21 protein-coding genes are annotated in these 22,006 nt (G+C 54.6%); 9 read left to right on the top strand and 12 right to left on the bottom strand.

The window, feature by feature from the left end; genetic code table 11:
- Nucleotides 1-47 precede the first annotated feature (47 nt).
- Nucleotides 48-920, bottom strand: a complete 873-nt coding sequence (locus tag EVJ23_RS00435; RefSeq protein WP_131463617.1) for an NAD(P)-dependent oxidoreductase — start codon at nucleotides 918-920, stop codon at nucleotides 48-50.
- Nucleotides 917-2,650 (bottom strand): ABC transporter ATP-binding protein, encoded by a 1,734-nt coding sequence (locus tag EVJ23_RS00430; RefSeq protein ID WP_131463615.1) that lies wholly within the window; start codon nucleotides 2,648-2,650, stop codon nucleotides 917-919. The genes EVJ23_RS00435 and EVJ23_RS00430 overlap by 4 nt, the downstream gene beginning before the upstream one ends.
- Nucleotides 2,651-2,755: 105 nt before the next feature.
- On the opposite strand from EVJ23_RS00430, the gene EVJ23_RS00425 reads away from it, so the two are divergent.
- The 5 genes from EVJ23_RS00425 to EVJ23_RS00405 all read left to right on the top strand — a co-directional run bounded on the left by EVJ23_RS00425 (nucleotide 2,756) and on the right by EVJ23_RS00405 (nucleotide 9,507).
- Nucleotides 2,756-3,862, top strand: coding sequence for an exonuclease SbcCD subunit D (locus tag EVJ23_RS00425; protein WP_131463613.1), 1,107 nt, complete (start codon nucleotides 2,756-2,758; stop codon nucleotides 3,860-3,862).
- Nucleotides 3,859-6,870, top strand: coding sequence for an AAA family ATPase (locus EVJ23_RS00420; RefSeq protein ID WP_131463611.1), 3,012 nt, complete (start codon nucleotides 3,859-3,861; stop codon nucleotides 6,868-6,870). Before EVJ23_RS00425 ends, EVJ23_RS00420 begins: the two co-directional genes overlap by 4 nt.
- Nucleotides 6,871-6,875: 5 nt before the next feature.
- Nucleotides 6,876-7,658 carry an AAC(3) family N-acetyltransferase gene (locus EVJ23_RS00415; protein WP_201738342.1) on the top strand — a complete coding sequence of 261 codons (783 nt, stop codon included), beginning with the start codon at nucleotides 6,876-6,878 and terminating at the stop codon, nucleotides 7,656-7,658.
- 41 nt (nucleotides 7,659-7,699) lie between these two features.
- On the top strand, nucleotides 7,700-8,587 hold the full coding sequence (locus EVJ23_RS00410) for an alpha/beta hydrolase (protein ID WP_131463607.1): 888 nt from the start codon (nucleotides 7,700-7,702) through the stop codon (nucleotides 8,585-8,587).
- A 68-nt stretch (nucleotides 8,588-8,655) separates the two neighbouring features.
- A complete protein-coding gene (locus EVJ23_RS00405; RefSeq protein WP_131463605.1) occupies nucleotides 8,656-9,507 on the top strand; it encodes a sulfite exporter TauE/SafE family protein in 852 nt (283 codons plus the stop codon).
- Between the two features lie 29 nt (nucleotides 9,508-9,536).
- Here EVJ23_RS00405 and EVJ23_RS00400 read toward each other — a convergent pair whose 3' ends face one another.
- The 7 genes from EVJ23_RS00400 to EVJ23_RS00370 all read right to left on the bottom strand — a co-directional run bounded on the left by EVJ23_RS00400 (nucleotide 9,537) and on the right by EVJ23_RS00370 (nucleotide 16,601).
- On the bottom strand, nucleotides 9,537-9,731 hold the full coding sequence (locus tag EVJ23_RS00400) for a hypothetical protein (RefSeq protein WP_016510851.1): 195 nt from the start codon (nucleotides 9,729-9,731) through the stop codon (nucleotides 9,537-9,539).
- A 64-nt stretch (nucleotides 9,732-9,795) separates the two neighbouring features.
- A complete protein-coding gene (locus EVJ23_RS00395; RefSeq protein ID WP_016510846.1) occupies nucleotides 9,796-10,326 on the bottom strand; it encodes a biotin transporter BioY in 531 nt (176 codons plus the stop codon).
- Between the two features lie 110 nt (nucleotides 10,327-10,436).
- Nucleotides 10,437-11,822: an argininosuccinate lyase gene (gene argH / locus EVJ23_RS00390; RefSeq protein WP_070327174.1), complete on the bottom strand. Its 1,386-nt coding sequence runs from the start codon at nucleotides 11,820-11,822 to the stop codon at nucleotides 10,437-10,439.
- Complete coding sequence (locus EVJ23_RS00385; RefSeq protein ID WP_070327175.1) at nucleotides 11,815-13,026, bottom strand: argininosuccinate synthase; 1,212 nt, start codon at nucleotides 13,024-13,026, stop codon at nucleotides 11,815-11,817. The genes argH and EVJ23_RS00385 overlap by 8 nt, the downstream gene beginning before the upstream one ends.
- Before the next feature lie 127 nt (nucleotides 13,027-13,153).
- Entirely contained in the window at nucleotides 13,154-14,290 is a 1,137-nt protein-coding gene (locus tag EVJ23_RS00380) for a CapA family protein (RefSeq protein ID WP_236633716.1), read from the bottom strand.
- Between the two features lie 138 nt (nucleotides 14,291-14,428).
- Nucleotides 14,429-15,916: a sodium/proline symporter PutP gene (putP, locus tag EVJ23_RS00375; RefSeq protein ID WP_131463601.1), complete on the bottom strand. Its 1,488-nt coding sequence runs from the start codon at nucleotides 15,914-15,916 to the stop codon at nucleotides 14,429-14,431.
- A gap of 127 nt (nucleotides 15,917-16,043) precedes the next feature.
- Nucleotides 16,044-16,601, bottom strand: coding sequence for a DNA-3-methyladenine glycosylase I (locus EVJ23_RS00370; RefSeq protein WP_070327178.1), 558 nt, complete (start codon nucleotides 16,599-16,601; stop codon nucleotides 16,044-16,046).
- 104 nt (nucleotides 16,602-16,705) lie between these two features.
- Between EVJ23_RS00370 and EVJ23_RS00365 the strand changes: the two genes are divergently transcribed.
- A complete protein-coding gene (locus tag EVJ23_RS00365; protein ID WP_131463598.1) occupies nucleotides 16,706-17,335 on the top strand; it encodes a DedA family protein in 630 nt (209 codons plus the stop codon).
- A gap of 36 nt (nucleotides 17,336-17,371) precedes the next feature.
- Here EVJ23_RS00365 and EVJ23_RS00360 read toward each other — a convergent pair whose 3' ends face one another.
- The 3 genes from EVJ23_RS00360 to EVJ23_RS00350 are packed head-to-tail and all read right to left on the bottom strand — an operon-like array spanning nucleotide 17,372 to nucleotide 19,439.
- The gene (locus EVJ23_RS00360) at nucleotides 17,372-17,782 is read right to left on the bottom strand and encodes an arsenate reductase ArsC (protein WP_131463596.1); all 411 of its coding nucleotides are present in this window, start codon (nucleotides 17,780-17,782) and stop codon (nucleotides 17,372-17,374) included.
- Nucleotides 17,783-17,788: 6 nt separating this feature from the next.
- Complete coding sequence (locus EVJ23_RS00355) at nucleotides 17,789-18,982, bottom strand: cation:proton antiporter (protein WP_131463594.1); 1,194 nt, start codon at nucleotides 18,980-18,982, stop codon at nucleotides 17,789-17,791.
- A 37-nt stretch (nucleotides 18,983-19,019) separates the two neighbouring features.
- Complete coding sequence (locus tag EVJ23_RS00350; RefSeq protein WP_070327182.1) at nucleotides 19,020-19,439, bottom strand: GNAT family N-acetyltransferase; 420 nt, start codon at nucleotides 19,437-19,439, stop codon at nucleotides 19,020-19,022.
- Nucleotides 19,440-19,560: 121 nt separating this feature from the next.
- Here EVJ23_RS00350 and EVJ23_RS00345 point away from each other — a divergent pair, with 121 nt between their 5' ends.
- The 3 genes from EVJ23_RS00345 (at nucleotide 19,561) to EVJ23_RS00335 (ending at nucleotide 21,825) form a co-directional block, all read left to right on the top strand.
- The gene (locus EVJ23_RS00345; protein ID WP_131463592.1) at nucleotides 19,561-20,118 is read left to right on the top strand and encodes a glycerol-3-phosphate responsive antiterminator; all 558 of its coding nucleotides are present in this window, start codon (nucleotides 19,561-19,563) and stop codon (nucleotides 20,116-20,118) included.
- A 38-nt stretch (nucleotides 20,119-20,156) separates the two neighbouring features.
- Nucleotides 20,157-20,861 carry an SDR family NAD(P)-dependent oxidoreductase gene (locus EVJ23_RS00340; protein WP_131463590.1) on the top strand — a complete coding sequence of 235 codons (705 nt, stop codon included), beginning with the start codon at nucleotides 20,157-20,159 and terminating at the stop codon, nucleotides 20,859-20,861.
- A gap of 115 nt (nucleotides 20,862-20,976) precedes the next feature.
- Nucleotides 20,977-21,825, top strand: coding sequence for an HD domain-containing protein (locus EVJ23_RS00335; RefSeq protein ID WP_131463588.1), 849 nt, complete (start codon nucleotides 20,977-20,979; stop codon nucleotides 21,823-21,825).
- Nucleotides 21,826-22,006 lie beyond the last annotated feature (181 nt).

Genomic DNA, 22,006 nt, shown 5'->3' with positions numbered 1-22,006 from the left:
ATCATGATCACTCCCTTCTGTACTACTAATTCCACAACAACGTCGATTCAAACGTCCTGGTGCATGTAGTATTCGATGAGCGCCTGCGTCCCGTTCTCACCATATCCGTTCTCTTCTAAAATCGAATAGAGTCGGTATGCGAGCTCGAGGCTCGGCAGTTTGACACCTAACTCTTGCGCGCTCTCGAGGGCGAGCGCCATGTCCTTGATGAAGTGTTTGATGAAGAAGCCTGGGGAATAATCTGCGACGATCATGCGAGGTACCAGGTTTTCGAGCGTCCAACTGCCGGCCGCGCCGCCACGGATCGTCTGGCGCAATTGATCGGGGTCGAGCCCGGCACGCTTCGTGAAGGCGAGCAGTTCGGCGTTGCCCATCATGATGCCGGCGATCGCGATCTGGTTGGCGAGTTTGGCGTACTGGCCGCTCCCGGCGTATCCCATCCGTTCGATCGCTTGCCCCATCGCTTCAAACAGCGGCATTGCTTTCGTGAACGCGAATTCGCCACCGCCGACGAGAATCGATAGCGTCCCGTCCTTGGCGCCGACATCGCCGCCCGTGACCGGGGCGTCGAGCGGGAGTAGGCTGCGGTCGATCGCGGCCTCAGCGATTCGTTCGGCGAGCTTCGGTGACGACGTCGTCATGTCGATGACGAGTGTGCCGGGTTCGGCGGAGTCGAGAATCATCCCTTTACCGAAATAGATGCTTTCGACGTCTGACGGATAGCCGACGATCGTGATGACCGCATCGGCGTTTTGACACGCCGCTTCGATGGAGTCACACCACGTCACACCTTCCGCGAGCAGGTCGGCGGCCTTGTCTTTCGTCCGCGTGTACGCTTGGACGGTATAGCCTGCCTTCATTAAGTTTCTGACCATCGATTGACCCATGACGCCGAGTCCGATAAATCCGATTGTCTTCATGGTTGATTTCCTCCTAGTAGTTGCTGTTTAACGAGCCGTTCATATAATTCGTTGTCTTGAAGCAGCGTCTTGTGCGTACCGAGTCCGCTGATTCCTCCGTTCTCGAGGACGATAATTTGATCGGCGTGTTGGACGGTCGAGAGGCGGTGGGCGATGACGAGCGTCGTCCGTCCTCGCATGAGCCGGTCGAGCGCCTCTTGGACGACACGCTCGGACTCTGAATCAAGGCTCGACGTCGCTTCATCGAGCAACAAGATTTGGGGGTCGCGGAGCAGCGCCCGGGCGATGGCGAGCCGTTGCCGTTGGCCACCCGATAAACGGACACCGCGTTCACCGATCTCGGTCTCGAGCCCGTTCGGCATCACCTCGATGAACGACCAAGCGTTCGCCATCTCACAGGCGTTTTTAATCTCGGTCTCGGTCGCGTCACGCTTCAGGCCGTACAAGATGTTCTGGCGGACCGTTCCCGAGAGGACGGGCGAGTCTTGGGCGACGTAGCCGATGACTTGCCGCCAATTGTCGCGACCGTACGAATCGATGTCGCGGTCGCCATAAAGGATGCGCCCCGACGATGGAACGTAAAACTGTTCGACGAGCGCGAACAGCGTCGTCTTGCCGGCGCCGCTCCGTCCGACGATCGCGGTCGTCGCCCCGAACGGCACGGTCATCGAGATGGCGTCGATGACTGGTTGCTCATCATAGCGGAACGTGACGTCCTCGAACGTCAGTGTCGACTGTTGGATGTGTTCCGTGGCAGCGGCGTAACGTTCCGGTTCGACCGCGAGCAGTTCAGAGATGCGCTCGGTCGCGCCGCGAGCCTTTTGCAGGCGCGTGATAAATTCTGTCATCGTGATGAGCGGGGTGATGATTTGGAACAAGTAGAGCATGAAAGCGAGCAGCGCCCCGGTCGATAACGCCCCGGTCGAGACACGGTACGCCCCGAAACCGAGGATGGCGATCAGCATCGCCGTCAGTGTGACGTTCAAGAGCGGGATCAAGATCGCTTGGATCCGTCCTTCTTTCACACCGTAATCGAACAAGCGTTCAATCCGCCGGCTCCCTTCGGCGACTTCCTCACGTTCGGTCGCCTGTGATTTGACGAGCCGGATCTCACCGAGCAGCTCGGCGAAAAATCCAGACAACCCGCCAAGTTCGTGTTGCGTCTTCTTGGCGATCGTTCGAAGTTTGCGGCCGAGCGGGATGACGATCACGAGCGTCGTCGGGACCGAGAACAAGATGACGAGCGTCATCTGCCAGTCGAGCGTGAACAAGATACCGACGGCCCCGATGACCGACACGAACGAAGTGAGCAGGCGGACGCTCTGTTCCGACAACAGCTGTTGCAGCGTCGTCGTATCGTTGTTCAGGCGTGAGACGAGGTCCCCCGATTTGACACCGTCATAGAACGGGATCGGCAACGCGACGAGGTGCTCCCATAACGTCGTCCGGAGATTGGCGACGACGCGTTGTCCGACGATATGTAGCCAATAGATGGAAATGGCGCTCGAGACGACTTGGACGAGAAAAGCGACGACAAAAATGGCGACGAGCCGGGCGTCGAGCACGGCCTCGCTCCAATTGTCGACGACACGTTGCAAAATGAGCGGGATGGCGAGGGCCGCCATCGCTTGGACTAAAGAAATCAATACGGCACCGATAAACAATTGTTTCGGCGGTTTGGCGACTCGGAACAAGCGAAGGAAAGCTTGCCAAGTAGTTGTGGACTCCATCGAACGTCCCCCTTTCCTATTAACTGTCGCTGTTTCGAAAACAAGTGTCAAGACGTCGAACCGTTACGGTGAAAAATGCTAGAATAGAAATAGAGGTGAGGACGAATGAAATGGATACATACGGCCGATTGGCATTTAGGAAAAATCGTCCACGGCCGCCACATGACAGAAGATCAACGCATCATTTTATTTGAATCGTTTCTACAGATTGTCGACGAGGAACAACCGGACGCGATCATCGTCGCCGGGGACTTGTATGACCGGTCCGTTCCCCCGGTTGAAGCAGTCGATTTGCTCGATGAGATGTGGAAAGCGCTCGTGCTCGAGCGGAACATCCCCGTGCTCGCAATCGCCGGCAACCACGATTCGGCCGAACGGCTCCAATATAGTTCGAAACTGTTGACGAAAGTCGGGCTCCATATCGTCGGGAAGTATGAGCCGGGTGCGGGACCGATCATCGTCGCGGGCATCCCGTTTTACTTGATGCCGTTTTTAGAACCGGCCCGGATCCGCTACACGCTGCAAGACGAGACGATCCGGACCCATCACGACGCGCTCACGGCCGTCGTCGAATCGTTCGGTTCCATCGATGCCCGAGCGGTCGGGATCGGCCACAGCTTCGTCGCCGGCGGTCTCGAGACCGACTCTGAGCGGCAACTGTCGGTCGGCACGGCCGGACAAGTCGCCAAAGGACTATACGAACCGTTCGGTTATACGGCGCTCGGCCATCTCCATAACCGCGACGCGCTCCGCAATGATAAGATCGCCTATAGCGGTTCGCTCATGAAATATTCATTCTCTGAGGCGAACCACGTGAAATCGGTCGACGTCATCGAATGGGACGGAGGATGGACGCGCCGCCGTCGTCCGCTTCAAGCAAGACGCGACTTGCGCATCTTGACGGGCACGTTGAATGAACTACTCGATCCGGTGTTCTATCAAGACGAGAAAACGGATGATTACTTGAAAATCGTCTTGACCGACGAGTCTGCGTTATTCGACCCGATGGCGAAACTGCGGACCGTCTATCCGAACATTTTGCATCTCGAGCTTGAACTGTTGCGCCGCCAAGACGAGACGTCCCGCTTCGAGCGTGAGACGCTCGAACGGCAGTCAATCGAGGACGTCTATATGGAGTTTTTTAAAGCTGTCCATGGCCGAGACGCCGATGAGACGGTACGACGATTCGTGGAAGGAGATGGACCGATATGAGACCTGAACGATTGACGATCACCGCATTCGGTCCTTATGCCGAGACGGAACAGATCGACTTCACACAGCTTGAAGGGCGCTCGATGTTCGTCATCAGTGGACGAACCGGCGCCGGCAAGACGACGATTTTTGACGCGATGACGTTCGCCTTGTATGGACGGGCGAGCGGTGCCCTCCGGAACGCCAGCGATTTTAGAAGCCAATACGCCGAACCGGAACGAAAGACGGAGATCGATTTCTCATTCACGATTCGTGAGGAGCGGTACCGGATCGTCCGCCAGCCCCAACAACCGCACCCGAAAAATAAGACACCGATCCCGCATGAGGCCGTCCTCTATGAATGGGCGGACAGCTGGAAACCGCTAGCGACGAAAGTCGGGGATGTCGAGCAGCAGATCGAATCGTTGCTGCAACTTGATTATGAGCAGTTCAGCCAAATCCTGCTGCTCCCGCAAAACCAGTTCCGCCAACTACTCGACTCGGACTCGATGAAGAAACAACAGATCCTCCAGTCGATCTTTAAGACCGAGGCGTATCGAGCGTTTCAAGAGAATTGGGTCGAGCGGTATGGCAAGTACCGGAAACAAGTCGAGTGGGCGACCGAGACGACACGCTTGAAGCTGCTCGAACTTGAAGACGATGACATCGAAACCGTCGCCGGGCGTAACTTGCCGGAGATTCAGGACTGGCTCGAGGCCAGAGAAGAGCGTCTGCTGACGGCGACCGAGTCGTTACGAGGCGAACGGGACGTACAATCGAAACGGGTCGATGCGATACGGAGCGAACTCGAACAGGCGAACGCGCTCGTCCGTTTGTTCGTCGAACGTGACGAGCAGGCACGCGCCCTTGAACGCTACAAATCGGGTGAAGCTGACCGGGTGGAGCGCCGCCGATTGATTGAACGGTTGGAGGCATCAAGCCGTGTCCGACCGTTATACGATCGCTACTTGGCGAATCGACAAGATATTGAACGGCTAAATCATGACATCGACGGTGTTCAAACACGGTTGACACAATACGCGAGCAAACTAGACGAGCTCCACGCCAAGACGGAGCGCATCGCGACTTCGAAGCAAGAAGTCGAGACGATCACCGCCCGTCTGAAAGCCATCGATGACATGCTTCCGTTCGTGGACGAATGGCAGACCGCCGTGACAGAGCGAGACGAGTTGAAACGCTTGACCGACCAACTCGCCGTCTTCAAGGACGATTCTCGTTTAACCGAACTGAGACGGCAGGAAGAGGTGTTGTCAGCAGAGCTCGCACAGGAAACGACACCGAACCGTCTCGTCGAAGCTGAACGGAAGTATGACCGGCTCACGGCACACGCGCAACTCGAGGCAAGATTTCAAGCTGTAACGGAGCGGCTCGCATCGTGCGAGCGCAACGGCAAGGAAGCACAACGGCGTCACAAGGCCCAGTCGGATATCGTCGAGCAGTTCATGCATGAAGAGCAGGCGTTATGGGCACAGAAGCTCAGTGCGACGCTCGTCGACGGTGAGCCTTGTCCCGTATGTGGATCGCGGACCCATGGGACGGTCGCGTCGCACGAGGTGACGAGTGACCAAGGCGAGCTCGTCGCCGCGACAGAGACGCTGAAACAATATGAGGCGGCCTTGCACGAGGCGAGAGCGGACTACCGGGCGTTGAAGCAACAGGCCGAAGAAGTCCGAGACGAACTCGAATCGTCACGACAGGCACTCGACTTGCCCGGGTCGGTTCAAGAGGCGACCGCTCTGCAAGAGCGACTCATCCGTTCGCTTCGAGATGAAGAGCGGGCGCGTGCTCAAGCGGAACGCACGTACCGCACGGTCATGACAGAACTAAAACGATTAGAGAAAGAGAAACGCGAACTGACGGAGCGACGGCAGCAATTGCTCGAGCGGTTGCAAGCCGTCCAAGAACGGCTGCAAGCGATGCGGCAACCGGACGCGGCCTCGCTGCAACACCTGCAAGCCGAACGTGACGCGCAATCGACGCGGCTCGAACGACTGCAGCAAGTTATCGCGCAGTATGAACGCGAACTCGAAGACGTGACACGCTTGAAGTGGACCGAAGCAGAACGTTTGCGGCTTCTGAACGAACGGCTCGACCTCGAGCAGAAACGTTTTGACCAGACCGAGACCGAGCTCGAGGAGTCGCTAGCGAAAAACGAATTGAGCCGTGACGTCTTTTTGACACACGTCGAACAGATCGACACGTTGTCGTCGCTGCAAGAACAACTCGCGGAAGAACAGGCAGACGGGATCCGCCTCGAACATGGCTTCAACGCATTGACCGACAAGATCGGTGATGCGGTCAAACCGGATCTCGTTCTGTTAAACGACCGATTGACGACAGCGCAGGCAAGTCTCGACGCATTGGCGGAACAACTCGTCAATGCGGACAGCCAATTGAAGCGCCATCGCCATGTCATTTCGGAATGGGACCGGCTTCGAGACCAGACCGCAGACGAGCAACGTAATCTCGAGACGGTCAAACTGATCGCCGACACGGGTCGTGGTTTGAACCCACAGAAACTGACGTTCGAGACGTATGTGCAGACGGCGTTCTTCGATCAGATTTTACATGCGGCCAACATTCATCTTGATCTGATGACGAGTGGGCAGTTCCAACTCGAGCGAAAAGTCGAGACGGCGAAAGGGAACGCAAAATCTGGACTCGAATTATTGGTCTTTGACGCCTATACGGGACAATCCCGGCGCGTCCAAAACTTGTCGGGTGGAGAAGGGTTCAAAGCCTCGCTCGCCCTCGCGCTCGGGTTGGCCGAGGTCGTCCAGCAACTGAGCGGTGGTGTCAGTCTCGAGACGATGCTCATCGACGAAGGATTCGGGACGCTCGACGCCGAATCGCTCGACCAGGCGATCGAACTGTTGATGTCGCTGCAGTCGAGCGGACGTCTCGTCGGTGTCATCAGCCACGTCCAAGAGTTGAAAGACCGCGTCGATGCGCGGATCGAAGTGAAAAAATCAAGAAGCGGGTCGACGATCCAGCTCGTTGTGGAGTGAAACCGATGAAACATATGGAAACAAGATCAAGTTTGGTCGCCCGGTTGCGCGAGAGCGGCATCAAGTCGGGGGAATCATTATTCGTGCACAGCTCGTTATCCAAGCTCGGGTGGGTTTGCGGCGGACCGGAGGCGGTGATCGAAGCGTTACAAGACGTCGTCGGGCCGACCGGGCTCATCATGATGGCGACTCAAAGTGGGGACAACTCCGACCCGGCCGAATGGGAGGCGCCGCCCGTCCCAAGCGAGTGGTGGGACGAAATCCGAGCCGAGATGCCTGCTTTTGATCAACGGAAAACGGCGACTCGCGGCATGGGCCGCGTCCCCGAGCTGTTCCGGACGTATCCGGACGTACACCGGAGCGAGCATCCGATGTGGTCGGTCGCGGCCTGGGGTCGTGACGCCGAGCAACTGGTCGCGAATCACACGACCGATATCGGATTCGGACCAGGGTCACCGATCGAAAAAATGATTGAACGAGACGCTCGTATCCTCCATCTCGGGTCGCCGCTCGATGCGACGACGTTATGGCATTATGCCGAATATGGGATCGACGGACCGGTGAAGCAGTTCGGTTGCGCCTTATACGAGAATGGCGAGCGGGTGTGGAAGACGTTCGAACATACGGACGTCAACAGCGACCCGTTCGGTGCCATCGGGGAGAACATCGTCAAGCGGGCGGACGTCAAGACGTTCGTGATCCATGAAGCAACGTGTTACTTGATCCCGGCGTCGACATGGGAGCCGGTGCAACACGCCTTGATCGCGTTACGGAGCTGGCTCCGATGAAACGATCGGGCAATATTTTGAAGATGAAGGAGAGTCGGGCGATGAGTCGATGGGGAAAATATATAGGAATTGCGGTAAGTGTCGTGGTGATCGTCGCCATGTTGGCCGTCGTCGGCATCTCGGCCCATATCGGCGACCAATTGACGTCACCGGTGCGGGAGACGTTGACGTTCACGCCAAAGGCGCTCGGCATCAAATATGAGAACGTGACGATCCAGGCAGAGGACGACAGCGACCTGTACGGCTGGTGGATCCCTCATCCGACGCCACGGGCGACGATCGTCTTCGCCCATGGTTATGGAAAAAACCGCGAGCAGTCCGACTTGCCGCTGAAAGAACTCATCCCTGAGTTCCATGAGCAAGGCTACCAGTTTTTGACGTTTGATTTTCGTGGCTCGGGCATCTCGGAAGGCGATCGCGTGACGGTCGGGGCGAAAGAACAGACGGACCTGATGGCGGCCATCGATTTTGCGAATGAGCGGACGGATGGACCGATCGTCTTATACGGCGTATCGATGGGAGCGGCGACGGCACTCGCGACAGCCGATGAGATGGATGTCGCGGCCGTCATCGCCGACAGTCCGTTTAGCGATCTTCGCGGTTATCTCGAGACGAATCTGCCGATATGGAGCGATTTGCCGAACTTCCCGTTCACACCGGTCATCATGACCGTGACGCCGTGGTTCACTGGCCTTGACGCGGATATCGTGAAGCCGATTGACGATGTCGCTCAAATTGAGGCCCCGATCCTGCTCATTCACGGGAAAGGCGACGACGCCATCCCAGTGTCTGAAAGTGAGCAGTTGGTGGAGAAAAATGACGGGATCGAGCTCTGGGTGACCGACAATGACGGACACGTGGCGTCACACGAATCATTCCAGACGGAGTACCGTCAAAAACTGTTCGACTTTTTAGAGCGGTCGTTATGAGTGGGGGCGCATCTTGCGCTCCTTTTTGATATGATTGCTAACGAGAATGAATGAAAGAAGGGTTCTATATGGATGTCACTGCGTTACTATCATTTTTACTGCTCGGAACGCTCATCGGGATTTTGAGCGGATTCTTCGGCATCGGGGGCGGTATCTTACTCACGCCGCTCTTACTCGTCTTCGGATATGAGGCGAGTGCGGCCATCGCGCTCAGCTTGATGCTGACGCTCGGGTCGACGACGGCCGGGACGATTTCACATCTCAAACTGAAAAACGTCAATCCAAAACACGCCCTCTTGATCGGGGCGTTCGGGGTCGTCGGGACGTGGGTGGCGACGCCGCTCGTCTTTTACTTAGAGACGCTCGACGGTGCGAAGCCCGTTATCTCGCTCGCCTACATCGCGCTACTCACATACTTCGCCGTCTCGTTTTTCCGTTCGAAGCAACATGAGGAGGGAAGTATCGGATCGGAATCGGTGCCACGACTCGGTTTTATCGGTCTGTTCGGCGGATTCATCTCGTCACTCATGGGCGTCAGCGGCGGGTTCGTATTGACCCCGCTCCAAGTCAAACTGCTCAACACCGAGATGAAACGGGCTGTCGGGACGAGTATCGCCGCGGCGTTCCTCATCGTCGTCTCGGGCGTGATCAATTACGCGGTCGCCGGTGCTGATACGAACTATTGGCACGGTTTGGCGCTTATTGCCGGTGCGATGATCGGTTCGCCGATCGGGGCGAAGCAGTTACAACGGTTCAGTTCGCAGCTCGTCAAGAAAGCGCTCGGCGGATTTTACGTCGCCGTCGCCATCAGCGTCACCCTTAACCTGCTCGGCTTCAATGACATCTCGCTCGGACTGCTCGTCGTCCTGGCGCTTTCGTTCATCGTCGCACTGTTCATCCGGCCGCGACGAAAGAAATGACAACAAAACCCCGTCCGTGGACGGGGTTTTTAGCGTCTAGAAATATGATCAATGTTTTCTTGGATTTCGCCGACTTTGCTCTTCGCTTCACGGAGTCGTCGTTCGAACGCCTCTGTGTCGCGTTTCTCATCACGCGATTCATCTTTGCCGCGCTTTGGTCCTTTTGTGGAGCGATGGAGATGGGTCGCTTTCATCAAGCGTTTTTTAAACGTTGAATCGCTCATAAGGACACCCCCCTTCCATACTATATAAGTTCCACATAAGGAAGAAGGCGAAACGTTTGAACACTCACGAAGCAAGTAAACGTCGGACTTGCGAATTTGCCGAGACTTTGACGGCGATGGCTGCGGCGAGCACCGCTTTAATGACGTCGCCGAAGATGAACGGGATGTTCACTTTAAGCGCATCGATAAACGATAGACCGAATACGGCTTGGAGGCCAAGGCTGCCGACGAGATAGACGAAACCGAGACCAATCAACAAGTTGTAGGCAACGAGGGCGGGGAAAGAGCGATATCGCTCCGACAACCACCCGATCAAGTAAGCAGCAATTGGGAACGCGATCAAATAACCGACCGTCGGGCCGACGAACGGAGCCAAGCCGCCGGAACCGCTGAGCACCGGGAGACCGATCATTCCGAGAAGTAGATAGACGACGACGGCGAGTCCGCCTTTTTTGGCACCGAGAATGGCGCCGATCGTCATGATGCCGAGCATTTGTAGCGTGATCGGGACGGGTCCGATCGGGATGGCGACAGAACCGATACTAGCTAGCAATGCGGCACCGATGGCCACTTGTGTCAAATCATGAATTTTCATATGTAAACCTCATTTCTGTTAACGTTGACTACATATAGGTTAACATCTAGTGATTTACGTTGGCAAGCATAAAATGAGCACCTGGTCATGATTGGCCAGGTGCTTTCGTGTCAACTCGTTGGTTGATGAAGTTTGGTGGCCGCTTCCGTAAGTTGCGTCCGTACCGCATCGAAGCCGGTCCCGCCGTAGCTATTCCGGCGTTTGACGGCCGTGACCGGTGAGAGTGCCTCGTAGACGTCAGTCCCGATCAAAGTGGAGTGAGTTTGATACGTCTCTAAAGGAAGCTCTGACAAGTAGAGGCGCTGCTCGATACAGTAGCGGACGAGCGTACCCGTCACTTCGTGGGCCTCGCGGAACGGCAGTCCTTTCGCGGTCAAGTAGTCGGCGAGCTCGGTCGCGTTCGAAAAATCGCGCTCGGTCGCTTGTTTCATCGTGTCGGCGTGGAACGTCATGTCTTGAATCATGCCGGTCATGATGCTCAAACTACCTTGAAGTGTCTTGACCGTGTCGAACATACCTTCCTTATCTTCTTGCAAGTCCTTGTTGTAAGCGAGCGGTAGACCTTTCATGATCGTGAGTAGACCCATCAGGTTACCGATGACACGACCCGATTTGCCGCGGACGAGCTCGGCCATGTCGGGGTTTTTCTTTTGCGGCATCATGCTCGAACCGGTCGAGAACACGTCTGAGATCGTGATGAATTTAAATTCTTCGCTGCTCCACAAAATAAGTTCCTCGCAAAACCGTGACAAGTGCATCATCAGGAGTGATGCGTTTGATAAATATTCTAAGATGAAATCACGGTCGCTGACCGCGTCGAGGCTGTTCGGATAGACCCGACTGAAACCGAGCAGCTCGGCCGACCGATGACGGTCGATCGGGAACGTCGTCCCGGCGAGCGCACCGGCACCGAGCGGACTCATATCGATCCGTTTCAAACTGTCACTGAAGCGTTCCTTGTCACGGTCGAGCATCCAAAAATATGCGAGCAAATGGTGGGCGAGCGAGACCGGTTGTGCCCGTTGCAAGTGCGTGTAGCCTGGCATGATTGTCTCGACGTTGTTTGCCGCATGGTTATAGAGCGCCGTCTGTAGTGCTTCAATGCCTTCGATCGTCTCACCGACGCGACGCTTCAAATACAGGTGCATGTCGGTCGCAACTTGGTCGTTTCGACTGCGTGCCGTATGCATCTTCCCGGCGACCGGACCGATTTCCTCGCGAAGTAACGACTCGAGGTTCATGTGGATGTCTTCATGGAACACGCTGAACGACAGCTCGCCGGCTTGTGCTTTCTCAGCGAGGGTGTTCAGACCGCCGATGATCTGTTCGGACTCGTCAGCGGTTAAAATGTGCTGGTCCCCGAGCATCGTCACATGGGCGATGCTCCCTTCGATATCTTCTAGCACGAGCTGGGCGTCGAAATGGATCGAGGCACCAAACTCATCGACCCATTCGCTCGCTGTCTGCTCGAACCGTCCCCCCCATAGTTTACTCATGGGGCATCAATCCTTTCTCGGCTAACACTTCGGCCTGGACTTTTGTCGGTAGGCCCCAAAGTTTGATGAAGCCGACGGCAGCCTGTTGGTCGAACGTATCGGCTGACGTGTACGTGGCAAGTTGTTCATCATAGAGCGAGATCGGCGACTTCCGTCCGTCGACGATGGCTTGACCTTTGAACAGTTTCATCCGCACCGTTCCGGTCACCGTCTGTTGTGTCTCATCGATGAAGGCGAGGAGTGCTTTCGTGAGCGGTGAATACCACAGGCCATTATAGATCGTCTCGGTCAATTTTTGTTCGACGATCGGCTTGAAATGGGCGACTTCACGAACGAGCGTCAACGCCTCGAGCGCGTGGTGTGCCGTGATCAACGTCATCGCCCCAGGTGCCTCATACACTTCACGCGACTTGATACCGACGACCCGGTTCTCGATATGATCGATCTTGCCGATCCCGTGGGCGCCGGCGGCGATGTTTAATTGTTCAAGGATCGACGTGAACGTCGCTGGTTTCCCATCGAGGGCGACCGGGACGCCTTGTTTGAATTCAATCTCGACGTACGTTGGTTCATGCGGCGTATCCTCGAGCGGCGCCGTCAATTCATAGGCGCTTGCTGGCGGAGCGGCCCACGGGTCTTCGAGGATGCCACACTCGACGGCACGACCCCAAATATTTTGGTCGATCGAGAACGGTTCTGCTTGCACGATCGGAATCGGGATATCGTGTTTGGCGGCGTAGGCGATTTCTTCCTCCCGCGACCATTTCCATTCCCGGACCGGTGCGATGATTTCGAGCGACGGGTCGAGCGCGTGGATCGATACTTCGAACCGGACTTGATCGTTGCCTTTGCCGGTACAGCCGTGAGCGACAGCGACGGCTCCTTCGGCTTGTGCGACCTCGACTAGCTTTTTCGAGATGAGCGGCCGTGATAAGGCGGAGACGAGCGGATAGACACCTTCGTACATCGTGTGAGCCTGCATCGAGTAACGAGCGAAGTCATTGACGAACTCATCAACGGCATCGATGACGACTGATTTGACGGCGCCGACCTTGAGCGCTTTCTGTTGGATATGCTCCAAATTTTTGCCTTCCCCGACGTTCAAACAACAAGCGATGACGTCATACCCTTGTTCGTTCAACCATTTGATGGCGACCGAAGTATCCAATCCACCTGAATAAGCTAATACGAGTTTTTGTTTCATTTCGTTGCACCCCTTATACATAATTATTCATCTGTTTTTATAAATATACAACTTACATTAAAGGATGATGGGGTGGAAAGCAATGGTTTTCCTAAAAAAAAAAGAACCACTTATGAAAAGTGGTTCGTCACTGAATGATCTCGAGTTCTGGCATCCATTGTTTCATATGCTCGCTCGTCTCGTTGAATAGCTCAGGTTTGGCGGACTGGAGAGGGACGACCTCGAAATGGCCCGCGCTCGATTGCCGTGTGAACGTCGGATAGAACATCGGGTTCGTGAGCTCAAACGTCGATTCGCCGTCGATGGTTGTCTTGACGATGTCGATACCGACGATGCCGCCCGTATTCCGCTCATCGCCTTGCTGGCCAGACAAGAAGTTCCCGAGTGAGTAGGCGACGAACGTTCGATTGCCTGCAGCGCCGTCGACCCAGGCCGTCGGCTGCAGGACGTGCGGATGATGGCCGATGATGATATCGACACCAAGATCGGACAGTTGTTGGACGAGTGTTTCTTGCGTTTCGTTCGGGAGCGGCTCATACTCATTCCCGAAGTGGAGTGCGACGACGGTCAGCTCGGCGGTTTGCTCGGCCGCCTCGATATCTCGTTTCATCGCTTCGACGTCAATGTAATTGACGTGATACGGCTGCTTCGGCACGACACCGTTCGTCCCATACGTGTAGGCGAGGAACGCAAACGAGATGTCGTTCGCGGTCAGCGTCCGGACGTTGGCTTTATCTGCTTCGGATAAGAACGAACCGGTATACGGCATATCGATCGAGTTCCAGTAGGCGATTGAATTCTCAATCGCTTTCACGCCGCGGTCGAGCGTGTGATTGTTCGCTGTCGTCACGAGGTCGATGCCTGCTTCTTGCAACGCATCACCGATCTCGTAGGGGCTATTGAAGGCAGGGTAACTCGACAACCCGATGTCACTGCCGCCAATCATGCTCTCTTGGTTGGCAACGGTAATGTCGGCTTCGGCCAAAGCGGGCGCAACTTTTTCAAACGCGGGGGTGAAGTCATAGCCGTCACCGCTCTTGGCGGCGTTGTAGACGGAGTCGTGCAATAAAATATCGCCGATCGCGTAAATGGACGTCGTCGTCACGACCGGTTCCGGTTCTTCGGGCACGGTATCAACCGGTTGTTCCGTCTCGACCGGCGGATTCTCAGTTTGCTCGGGTTGCGTAGTTTCGACATCGGCTGAGGTGCAGCCGAACAGGAAAAGGAGGGACAAAAGCAGGGCAGGTTGTTTTAGCAAGATCACTCGTTTCAAGTGAGTGGTCACTTCCTTTCGTTTGAAATCGAACGTGTATATAGAGGAGTTCGGCAAAAGCGCTAAATCTCCTTTTGTCACGACAGACAAAAAAGTACCGGGGTAGTGGATCCCGGTACTTTATGCGGTTCAGATGCCTTCTTTTTTCAATATGTGCTCCATCTGTTCAAACTCGTTCGTGATTGTCGTGCTTGGTGGCGGTGTCATCAAACTGACGACATAGATGGCAAGCGCCGACAAGAAGAACGCTGGAATCATCTCATACAGTTCACCGACGGTCCCGAACCAGTCGCTGGCGAAGTTCTTCCAGACGATGACGATAAATGCACCCGTCAACATGCCCGCGAGTGCGCCTTGGCGCGTCGTCCGCTTCCAAAACAAGCTGAACAAGATGAGCGGGCCGAACGAGGAACCAAAACCGGCCCAAGCGTAGCCGACGAGGTTCAAGATCGTATCATCAGCACCGAAGGCGAGCCAAATCGAGATGACCGAGACGAGAATGACGGTGATCCGGCCGACCATGACGAGTTCACGGTCACCTGCCTGTTTGCGGAAAAACTTCTGATAGAAATCGGTCGTCGCCGCACTAGACGAGACGAGCAACTGCGACGAGATGGTCGACATGATGGCGGCAAGCAGTGCCGCGAGTAACACGCCCGTGATCAAGTCGATGAATAATAGGTCTGATAGATTGATGAAAATATTTTCTGGATTGTCGATCTCAAGTCCTTGCTGCGTGTAGTAGGCGAGACCGATCAATCCGGTCGCCATCGCCCCGACGACGGTGAAGAGCATCCACGAGATACCGATCCGGCGGGCGGTCTTAATATCTTGTAATTTTTCGATGGCCATAAAGCGGACGATGATATGTGGTTGTCCGAAGTAACCGAGCCCCCAGGCGAATAGAGACACAATCCCGATGAACGATTGGCCCGTCCACGGATCGAGCAGCGCCGAATCGATATCACCAATCGTTTGGAGCGCGTTCGAGACGCCATCAGTCGCCGTGATCGCAATCGCCGGAACGAAAATGAGCGCGAACAACATGATCAGTCCTTGGACGAAGTCCGTCCAACTGACAGCGAGGAACCCGCCGATGAACGTATACAGGATGATGATCGACGCTAAAATCAAGACGCCCGTCACAAATTCGATGCCGAAGACGGCGTTGAACAACCGGCCGCCGGCCACGAATCCGCTCGTCGCGTACAGTGTGAAGAAAATCAAGGTGACGGCGGCTGAGAACGTCCGCAGCGTGCCCCGAGAATCTTTGAACCGCTTTTCGAAGAAGTCTGGAATCGTGATCGCATCTTCTGACAAATACGAATACGTGCGTAAACGCGGGGCGACGAGGAGCCAGTTCAAGTAGGCGCCGATCGTCAACCCGATGACGATCCACCCACTCGAGAGACCGGTCGCGAACATGGCGCCCGGCAAGCCCATCAGTAGCCAACCGCTCATGTCAGATGCCCCGGCCGACAAGGCGGCTACGCCTGGACCGAGCCCTCTTCCTCCGAGCATATAGTCGCCGATGCTCTCTGTACGGCGATAGGCGACGACGCCAAGTACGACCATGAGCACCATGTAAATCGTGATGGAAACTAAAATTCCGTTCATGTAACAGCCCCCTCATTCAGTTGTGAAAACGTTTTCAAAATCTATATCTTATACCTTGACAAGATTTTGTCACAAAATTGAATCGGCTGCACGTTTATTTTTCATCATTGACTAAAATAACAAAAAATCATTTGGCGGGGCAGTTGATCAGATGGTCGTTGACTAGACCGGTCGCTTGCAGATGGGCGTAAACGGTCGTCGGACCGAGAAATTTAAAGCCGCGTCGTTTCAAGTCTGTGCTCAAGCGATGCGATAGCTCCGTCGTCACCGGAACCTCTTCGACCGACGTCCAGTCGTTGTTGATGACCCTTCCGTCGACGAACGACCAGATGTACGCATCGAATGTACCGAACTCGTGCTGGATCTCGAGAAACCGTTTGGCGTTGTTGATCGACGCTTCAATCTTGCGGCGATTACGGACGATGCCATCGTTTGACAGCAGCCGTTCGATGTCGACATCGGTATAGTCGGCGACGCGCGTGACATCGAAATCGGCATACGCGCGCCGATAGTTCTCACGCTTCCGTAAGATGGTGATCCAGCTGAGCCCTGCCTGCGCGCTCTCGAGCGTCAAACATTCGAAATGTTTCTTGTCATCGTGGACCGGCTTGCCCCATTCCTCGTCATGATACCGAACGTAGTCCGGGTCTGTGCCGCACCAAGGGCAGCGTGACGTCTCTTCCATGTTGCTTTCATCTCCTTTTCGTTGTCGATTCATTTTAGCACGTCGGAACGATTGCCGACGTTCATGGACGGGTATAATACGTCATATTGGAGGTTGATGGATTTATGCGAGATTGGATGATCAGTATCATTGAACAGTACGGTTATTTCGGCATCGCGTTCATGATCTTTATCGAGAACGTGTTCCCGCCGATCCCGTCAGAAGTCGTCTTGCTGTTCGGTGGGTTCTTTGCGGTCAAAACAAACTTGATTGTCTGGGTCGTCGTCTTGGCGGCGACAGCGGGTGCCATTTTAGGAGCGGTCTTGTTGTATGGCATCGGATTATATTTAGACGTCGAACAAATCGAGCGGTGGACGAAACGACACGGGAAGTGGATTCGACTCGATATCGATGACGTCCGAAAAGCGGACGCGTGGTTTGACCGCTATGGCGGCTGGATGGTCTTTTTTGGTCGGCTCATGCCGGTCGTTCGGAGTTTGATCTCGCTGCCGGCCGGTATGTCGAACATGCCGTTCCTTAAATTTTTGCTGTTGAGCACAGCCGGAACGGTGATTTGGAATTCGATTCTGATTTATATTGGAATTCGGGTCGGGGAGAACTGGGAATCGATCTTAGGCTATCTCGACGTGTATTCATACGTGATGTACGCGCTTCTCGTCATCGCGATCATCGCTTTCGTCTTGTGGCGGAAGCGGCGGAAACGGAAACAGTCGAACAAAGCGTCGTCGGTTTGATGGCGACTAAAAAACGGGTCCTCCTAAGAGGGCCCGTTATTTTTGGAGTTCAGGATAGTCGTTCAAAATCTGTTCGCGCAACTGCTTCATCTTCGTGATGATTTGCGAACGCGTCTCCCGGAACGCTTCGAGCGGCTGACCGGAAGGGTCGTCGAGCCCCCAGTCGTCCCGATATGTCGTCGGTACGTACGGACACTCGACCCCGCAACCCATCGTAATCAAATAGTCGAGCCGGTCCGGAATCTCGTCAAGCCGTTTCGGGTGTTGACCCGACGGATCAAGACCGATCTCCCGGACGGCCTCGAGCGCGAGCGGCTTTACTTCCGGATAATCTTCCGTGCCGGCTGAGTGGACGCGGGCGATATCTCCGAGCACATCGCGTCCGATCGCCTCTGCCATTTGAGAGCGGCATGAGTTATGAATACATACGAAGGCAACTTCAACCATGAGTTTTCAGTCTCCTTTATCGGTTTGGTCAGGTTTTCTATCAGTTTCCTCGGGCAAGACTCTTTTGAGCGTCTGCTCCGTCTTCGCCGCTAAACTTTCAGAGAAGCGGAACAAGACGATGCCAATGATGGCGGAAACGAAAATGTATAATCCGACGAACAAGTTGATGGCACCGTTCGAGAGCGCGGTGAAAAGAATCGAGAACTCGCCTCGAGGTGCGAGCGAGAAACCGGCTTCGTTCGCTTGAACCCGCGTCAACCCGTACAGCCTGCCGCCGACACGGCCGACGATCCACTTCGACAGCACGCCCCAGACGATCAAGACGAAGAAGAGCGTGTTGATGATCACTCCTTGCTCGAGGTTGATCGAGATTCCGAATGAGATGAAAAAAATCGGTAAGAACAAATCACGGACCGGTACGGTCAGACGTTTCAACGGTCTGACGTCGTGAATGCCGGCCAACATGATCCCCGCGATGAACGCTCCGAGTATCTCCGATAACCCGAATATCATGCCGATGCCCGCGAAGAATAAGATCAAGCCGATCAAGCCGATGCTCGCATCGTCCTGACGTAGCAGGTGCTTCGCGATCTTCGGTTGTTTCGTGACGAAGCGTGATCCGACAAACAATAATACCCCGAACACGAGGAAACCGACGAACACTTTGCCGATGTCAGAGAAAGCAATCGGTTCGTCTTGAATGATGAACGGAGCGACGGTCAAAATGAGTGGTGCGAAGATGTCTTCAAAGATGAGCAAGGCGAGCACGAATTCTTTAATATCTTCGTGCTTGTCCGGGTTCCGTTCGAGCAACCGGGCCGAGATGGACGAGCTCGTCGCATAAAGGACGGCCCCGATCAAGAAAGCTTGCGGAAAATCGAGCCCGAACAGCAAAGCGATGCCGATCGTGACACCAAACGCGAGCACGATGTCTAAAACGCCTGCTTTCCAAACTTGTTTCATTCGCTTGACGAGCTCTGTTAACGGGAACTTCAGTCCGAGCAAGAAAAACAATAAGATGATCCCAATCTCACCGGCGACCTTGAACACTTCGTTCCCATCCCAGAAGAAGCCGACGGCGACCCCAATCGCGATAAATGCCAATATACTCGGGAAGAAGAGTCGCTCGATGATGAGGCTAAGAACGGAGATGACGGTCAGTCCTAAACCGAGTAAAACGATAATATTCAATAGTTCCATACGTCACCCCTTTGTGACGAGTCGCCGTCCACAGCGACTAGTCTTGATTCCACTGGTACTCCATGCCGACCGATTCTGGCCGCGAATAGTCAAAACCGAAATGCTTGTACAGCCCGTCGGCCGGGATGTCGGCAATCAAGCTGATGATGGCCGTCTCGTCCGCTTCTTTCAAGATCCAGTCCATCAAATGTTCCATGATCAGCTTCCCGAGCCCAAGGCCTTGGCAATCCGGGTCGACGACGATATCGGCCAGATGGAATACCATCCCCCCGTCCCCGACGACGCGACCCATGCCGACCATCTCATCGTTTCTATATAGGCACACACCGAATAGCGTGTTGGCCAGTCCTTTAATCGTTCCTTTGTCTGAACGCTTTGGCATTCCGGCCTTGACCCTGAGCTGTTGATGTTGCTCCGGTGTCGGTGTTTCAATCCGTACCTCGACTTCATTTACCATAAGATGAGTCCCCCTCCACACAAGTTGTAATCGTTTTCCCGCTATATTGAATTCATAAACCTTGATTTCATAAAGCCTTTGTCCGAATAATGAAAGAAAATGGAAAGGGTGTGGCGGCCAAATGTTTGAGAACCAATCGATTTTGCCCGCGCTTCGTGATATGCGGGATGTAGAAATTTTTCTGGAAAGTGAATTCGCCATCGGCGTCTTGCTTGAGATCCACATATCGCGTCTCGATGCGGTCTTTCGGTTGCTTGAGACGCACGGTAAGCAGGTCTTCGTCCATCTCGATTTGATCCAAGGATTGAAGGCCGACGAGTTCGCGACCGAATATATTTGTCAGTCGTATAAACCGTACGGCATCATCTCGACGAAAGGGAATGTGATCCTAAAGGCGAAACAAAAACAAGTCAAGACCGTGCAACGCCTATTTTTGATCGATTCGAGCTCGCTCGAAAAAAGCTATCGGTTAATCAATCGGACGCAACCTGATTACATCGAGGTCTTGCCGGGGCTCGTCCCTAAATACATCCGGCTCGTCAAAGAACAGACGGGTATCCCCGTGTTCGCGGGCGGATTGATTACGTCGCTAGACGAAGTTGAGCAAGCACTCGCGGCCGGAGCGACGGTCGTGACGACGTCCGATCAAACGCTTTGGCGTACGGCAGGACTTAAGTAAGCACATTCCGGGTAAATGATTTCGAGGAGGGATAGACGATGAAACAGACAATGATCATTACAGGAGTCAGTCAAGGGATCGGTTACGCGCTCGCGCATCATTTTGCGGAGTCTTATCACGTCATCGGACTCGACATTGGAGAGGACCCGTTGCTTCGTGATGTGACGTTCATACAGATGGATTTAGGCAACCATGAGGACGTGTCCAACACTTTCAAGAAGATTGGACAAGACTTCGGTGTCGTACATATTCTAATCAATAATGGGGGCGTGTCGTCACTTGAGACCCCGATTGAAGAGTTGGACGTCGAGACGTTTAAACATGTCATCGATGTCAACCTTGTCGGGACGTTTGCTTGTTCAAAAGCATTTTTGACGCTAAATGAAGGGGCGGAGTATGGACGCATCATCAATCTCGCCTCGACGCGCGCGCACCAAAACGAGCCGGACTGGGAAGCGTACGGAGCGTCAAAAGGCGGGATTGTCGCATTGACCAATTCGATGGCCGTCTCGCTCGCGTCTCGACCGGTTACGGTGAACGCGATCAGCCCAGGTTGGATCCATACGTCCGACGAACCGTTGCGAGACGTCGACCATCGTCAACATCCGTCGGGCCGGGTCGGTACGACGACAGATATCGTCCGTGCCGTTACGTACTTGATCGATCCGATGAACGATTTCGTGAACGGACATAACCTCGTCGTCGATGGTGGAATGACAAAGAAAATGATTTACGAGTCTTGATGAAGTCTGCCGGTAGGACCATTACCCTATATTTTAAATGCGGATGTGAGTGATAAGTCCTAGTCATGGGTATAACAGGAAGGAGTGAGTAAACAAATTTGAAGGGGGAAGCGTCGTGCACCAGCTGATCGAAGAGGCTTTACGCTTTGCGGCCGTCCGTCATGACGGACAGTTTCGCAAAGGGACGAACATTCCGTATGTGACCCACCCGGTCGCCGTCTCGATGTTGCTCGTCGAAGACCGGCAGCCGATTCCGGTCGTAGCGGCCGGACTGCTCCATGACTTACTAGAAGACACGCTGACGACGGCCGAGGAGATTGAACAGGAGTTCGGACGAGAAGTCGCCCGGTTAGTCCAAGCCGTTTCGGAACCGGGGAAGCATCACTCGTGGGAAGAACGTAAGCGGATGACGATTCAGAAAGTGCACACTCTCCAGTATGATGAAGTCGCGCTTCTAGCGGCAGACAAGTTACATAATCTGCGCTCGATCCGACTCGACATTGAGCGTGAAGGAAAGCAGGTGTGGGGACGATTCAAGCGGCCACTTCGTGATCAGTCTTGGTACTATCATGAGCTGCTCCACGCGCTTCAGCCTTTCAGTCAGACGACGAGTTTGATCGATGAATTTGAGATCGAGTTGAATTTGCTGTTCTACGGTGTCGAAGAAGACCGTGACGAGAAGTTGAACAAACTGTTCGATGTGATCGGGCATGGGTTCCACGAAGACGATTGGCTCCAAGAGTCGTCGACGCTTTGTCAAACTGCTTACGAGTTGAACGAGTCGATGCGGGAAGGCTATCGTCACGGCTCTGAAGCGGAAAGGCTTGAACTCGAAACGCTGAAAGACCAACTGCAAGACAGCGGTCTTAGACAAGACTTGTCAATTCCCGTCTTGCAAGCAATCAACGAATTATCTTACCGGGCCGCGCTCCGGTCTGAGGACGTCATCACGTTGTTGAAGTGAAATGATTGTCAAGTGACCTTGAACGTGTTATATTCGTCATGAACATGAGAAGGGGAGTAGCGACCACGAACGTGGTCGATGGGTCGTCATTACGGTGCGTATGCACTCGGTCCATCGAGCTTCTTACCAAGTCCGCAAGACCTTTTTATGGATGCGTTTTCGGCGTCCATAAAAAGGTCTT

Origin of the sequence: Exiguobacterium sp. SH1S1 (genome assembly GCF_004337245.1) — a bacterium.
Classification (GTDB): Bacteria; Bacillota; Bacilli; order Exiguobacteriales; family Exiguobacteriaceae; genus Exiguobacterium; species Exiguobacterium aurantiacum_A.
This window is presented reverse-complemented; position numbering and strand designations above follow the sequence as displayed.

What these genes read in the sequence shown, in the direction of transcription:
- EVJ23_RS00435 (WP_131463617.1), bottom strand. Translation starts at nt 920, where the DNA reads ATGAAGACAATCGGATTTATCGGACTCGGCGTCATGGGTCAATCGATG.
- EVJ23_RS00430 (WP_131463615.1), bottom strand. Translation starts at nt 2,650, where the DNA reads ATGGAGTCCACAACTACTTGGCAAGCTTTCCTTCGCTTGTTCCGAGTC.
- EVJ23_RS00425 (WP_131463613.1), top strand. Translation starts at nt 2,756, where the DNA reads ATGAAATGGATACATACGGCCGATTGGCATTTAGGAAAAATCGTCCAC.
- EVJ23_RS00420 (WP_131463611.1), top strand. Translation starts at nt 3,859, where the DNA reads ATGAGACCTGAACGATTGACGATCACCGCATTCGGTCCTTATGCCGAG.
- EVJ23_RS00415 (WP_201738342.1), top strand. Translation starts at nt 6,876, where the DNA reads ATGAAACATATGGAAACAAGATCAAGTTTGGTCGCCCGGTTGCGCGAG.
- EVJ23_RS00410 (WP_131463607.1), top strand. Translation starts at nt 7,700, where the DNA reads ATGAGTCGATGGGGAAAATATATAGGAATTGCGGTAAGTGTCGTGGTG.
- EVJ23_RS00405 (WP_131463605.1), top strand. Translation starts at nt 8,656, where the DNA reads ATGGATGTCACTGCGTTACTATCATTTTTACTGCTCGGAACGCTCATC.
- EVJ23_RS00400 (WP_016510851.1), bottom strand. Translation starts at nt 9,731, where the DNA reads ATGAGCGATTCAACGTTTAAAAAACGCTTGATGAAAGCGACCCATCTC.
- EVJ23_RS00395 (WP_016510846.1), bottom strand. Translation starts at nt 10,326, where the DNA reads ATGAAAATTCATGATTTGACACAAGTGGCCATCGGTGCCGCATTGCTA.
- argH (WP_070327174.1), bottom strand. Translation starts at nt 11,822, where the DNA reads ATGAGTAAACTATGGGGGGGACGGTTCGAGCAGACAGCGAGCGAATGG.
- EVJ23_RS00385 (WP_070327175.1), bottom strand. Translation starts at nt 13,026, where the DNA reads ATGAAACAAAAACTCGTATTAGCTTATTCAGGTGGATTGGATACTTCG.
- putP (WP_131463601.1), bottom strand. Translation starts at nt 15,916, where the DNA reads ATGAACGGAATTTTAGTTTCCATCACGATTTACATGGTGCTCATGGTC.
- EVJ23_RS00370 (WP_070327178.1), bottom strand. Translation starts at nt 16,601, where the DNA reads ATGGAAGAGACGTCACGCTGCCCTTGGTGCGGCACAGACCCGGACTAC.
- EVJ23_RS00365 (WP_131463598.1), top strand. Translation starts at nt 16,706, where the DNA reads ATGCGAGATTGGATGATCAGTATCATTGAACAGTACGGTTATTTCGGC.
- EVJ23_RS00360 (WP_131463596.1), bottom strand. Translation starts at nt 17,782, where the DNA reads ATGGTTGAAGTTGCCTTCGTATGTATTCATAACTCATGCCGCTCTCAA.
- EVJ23_RS00355 (WP_131463594.1), bottom strand. Translation starts at nt 18,982, where the DNA reads ATGGAACTATTGAATATTATCGTTTTACTCGGTTTAGGACTGACCGTC.
- EVJ23_RS00350 (WP_070327182.1), bottom strand. Translation starts at nt 19,439, where the DNA reads ATGGTAAATGAAGTCGAGGTACGGATTGAAACACCGACACCGGAGCAA.
- EVJ23_RS00345 (WP_131463592.1), top strand. Translation starts at nt 19,561, where the DNA reads ATGTTTGAGAACCAATCGATTTTGCCCGCGCTTCGTGATATGCGGGAT.
- EVJ23_RS00340 (WP_131463590.1), top strand. Translation starts at nt 20,157, where the DNA reads ATGAAACAGACAATGATCATTACAGGAGTCAGTCAAGGGATCGGTTAC.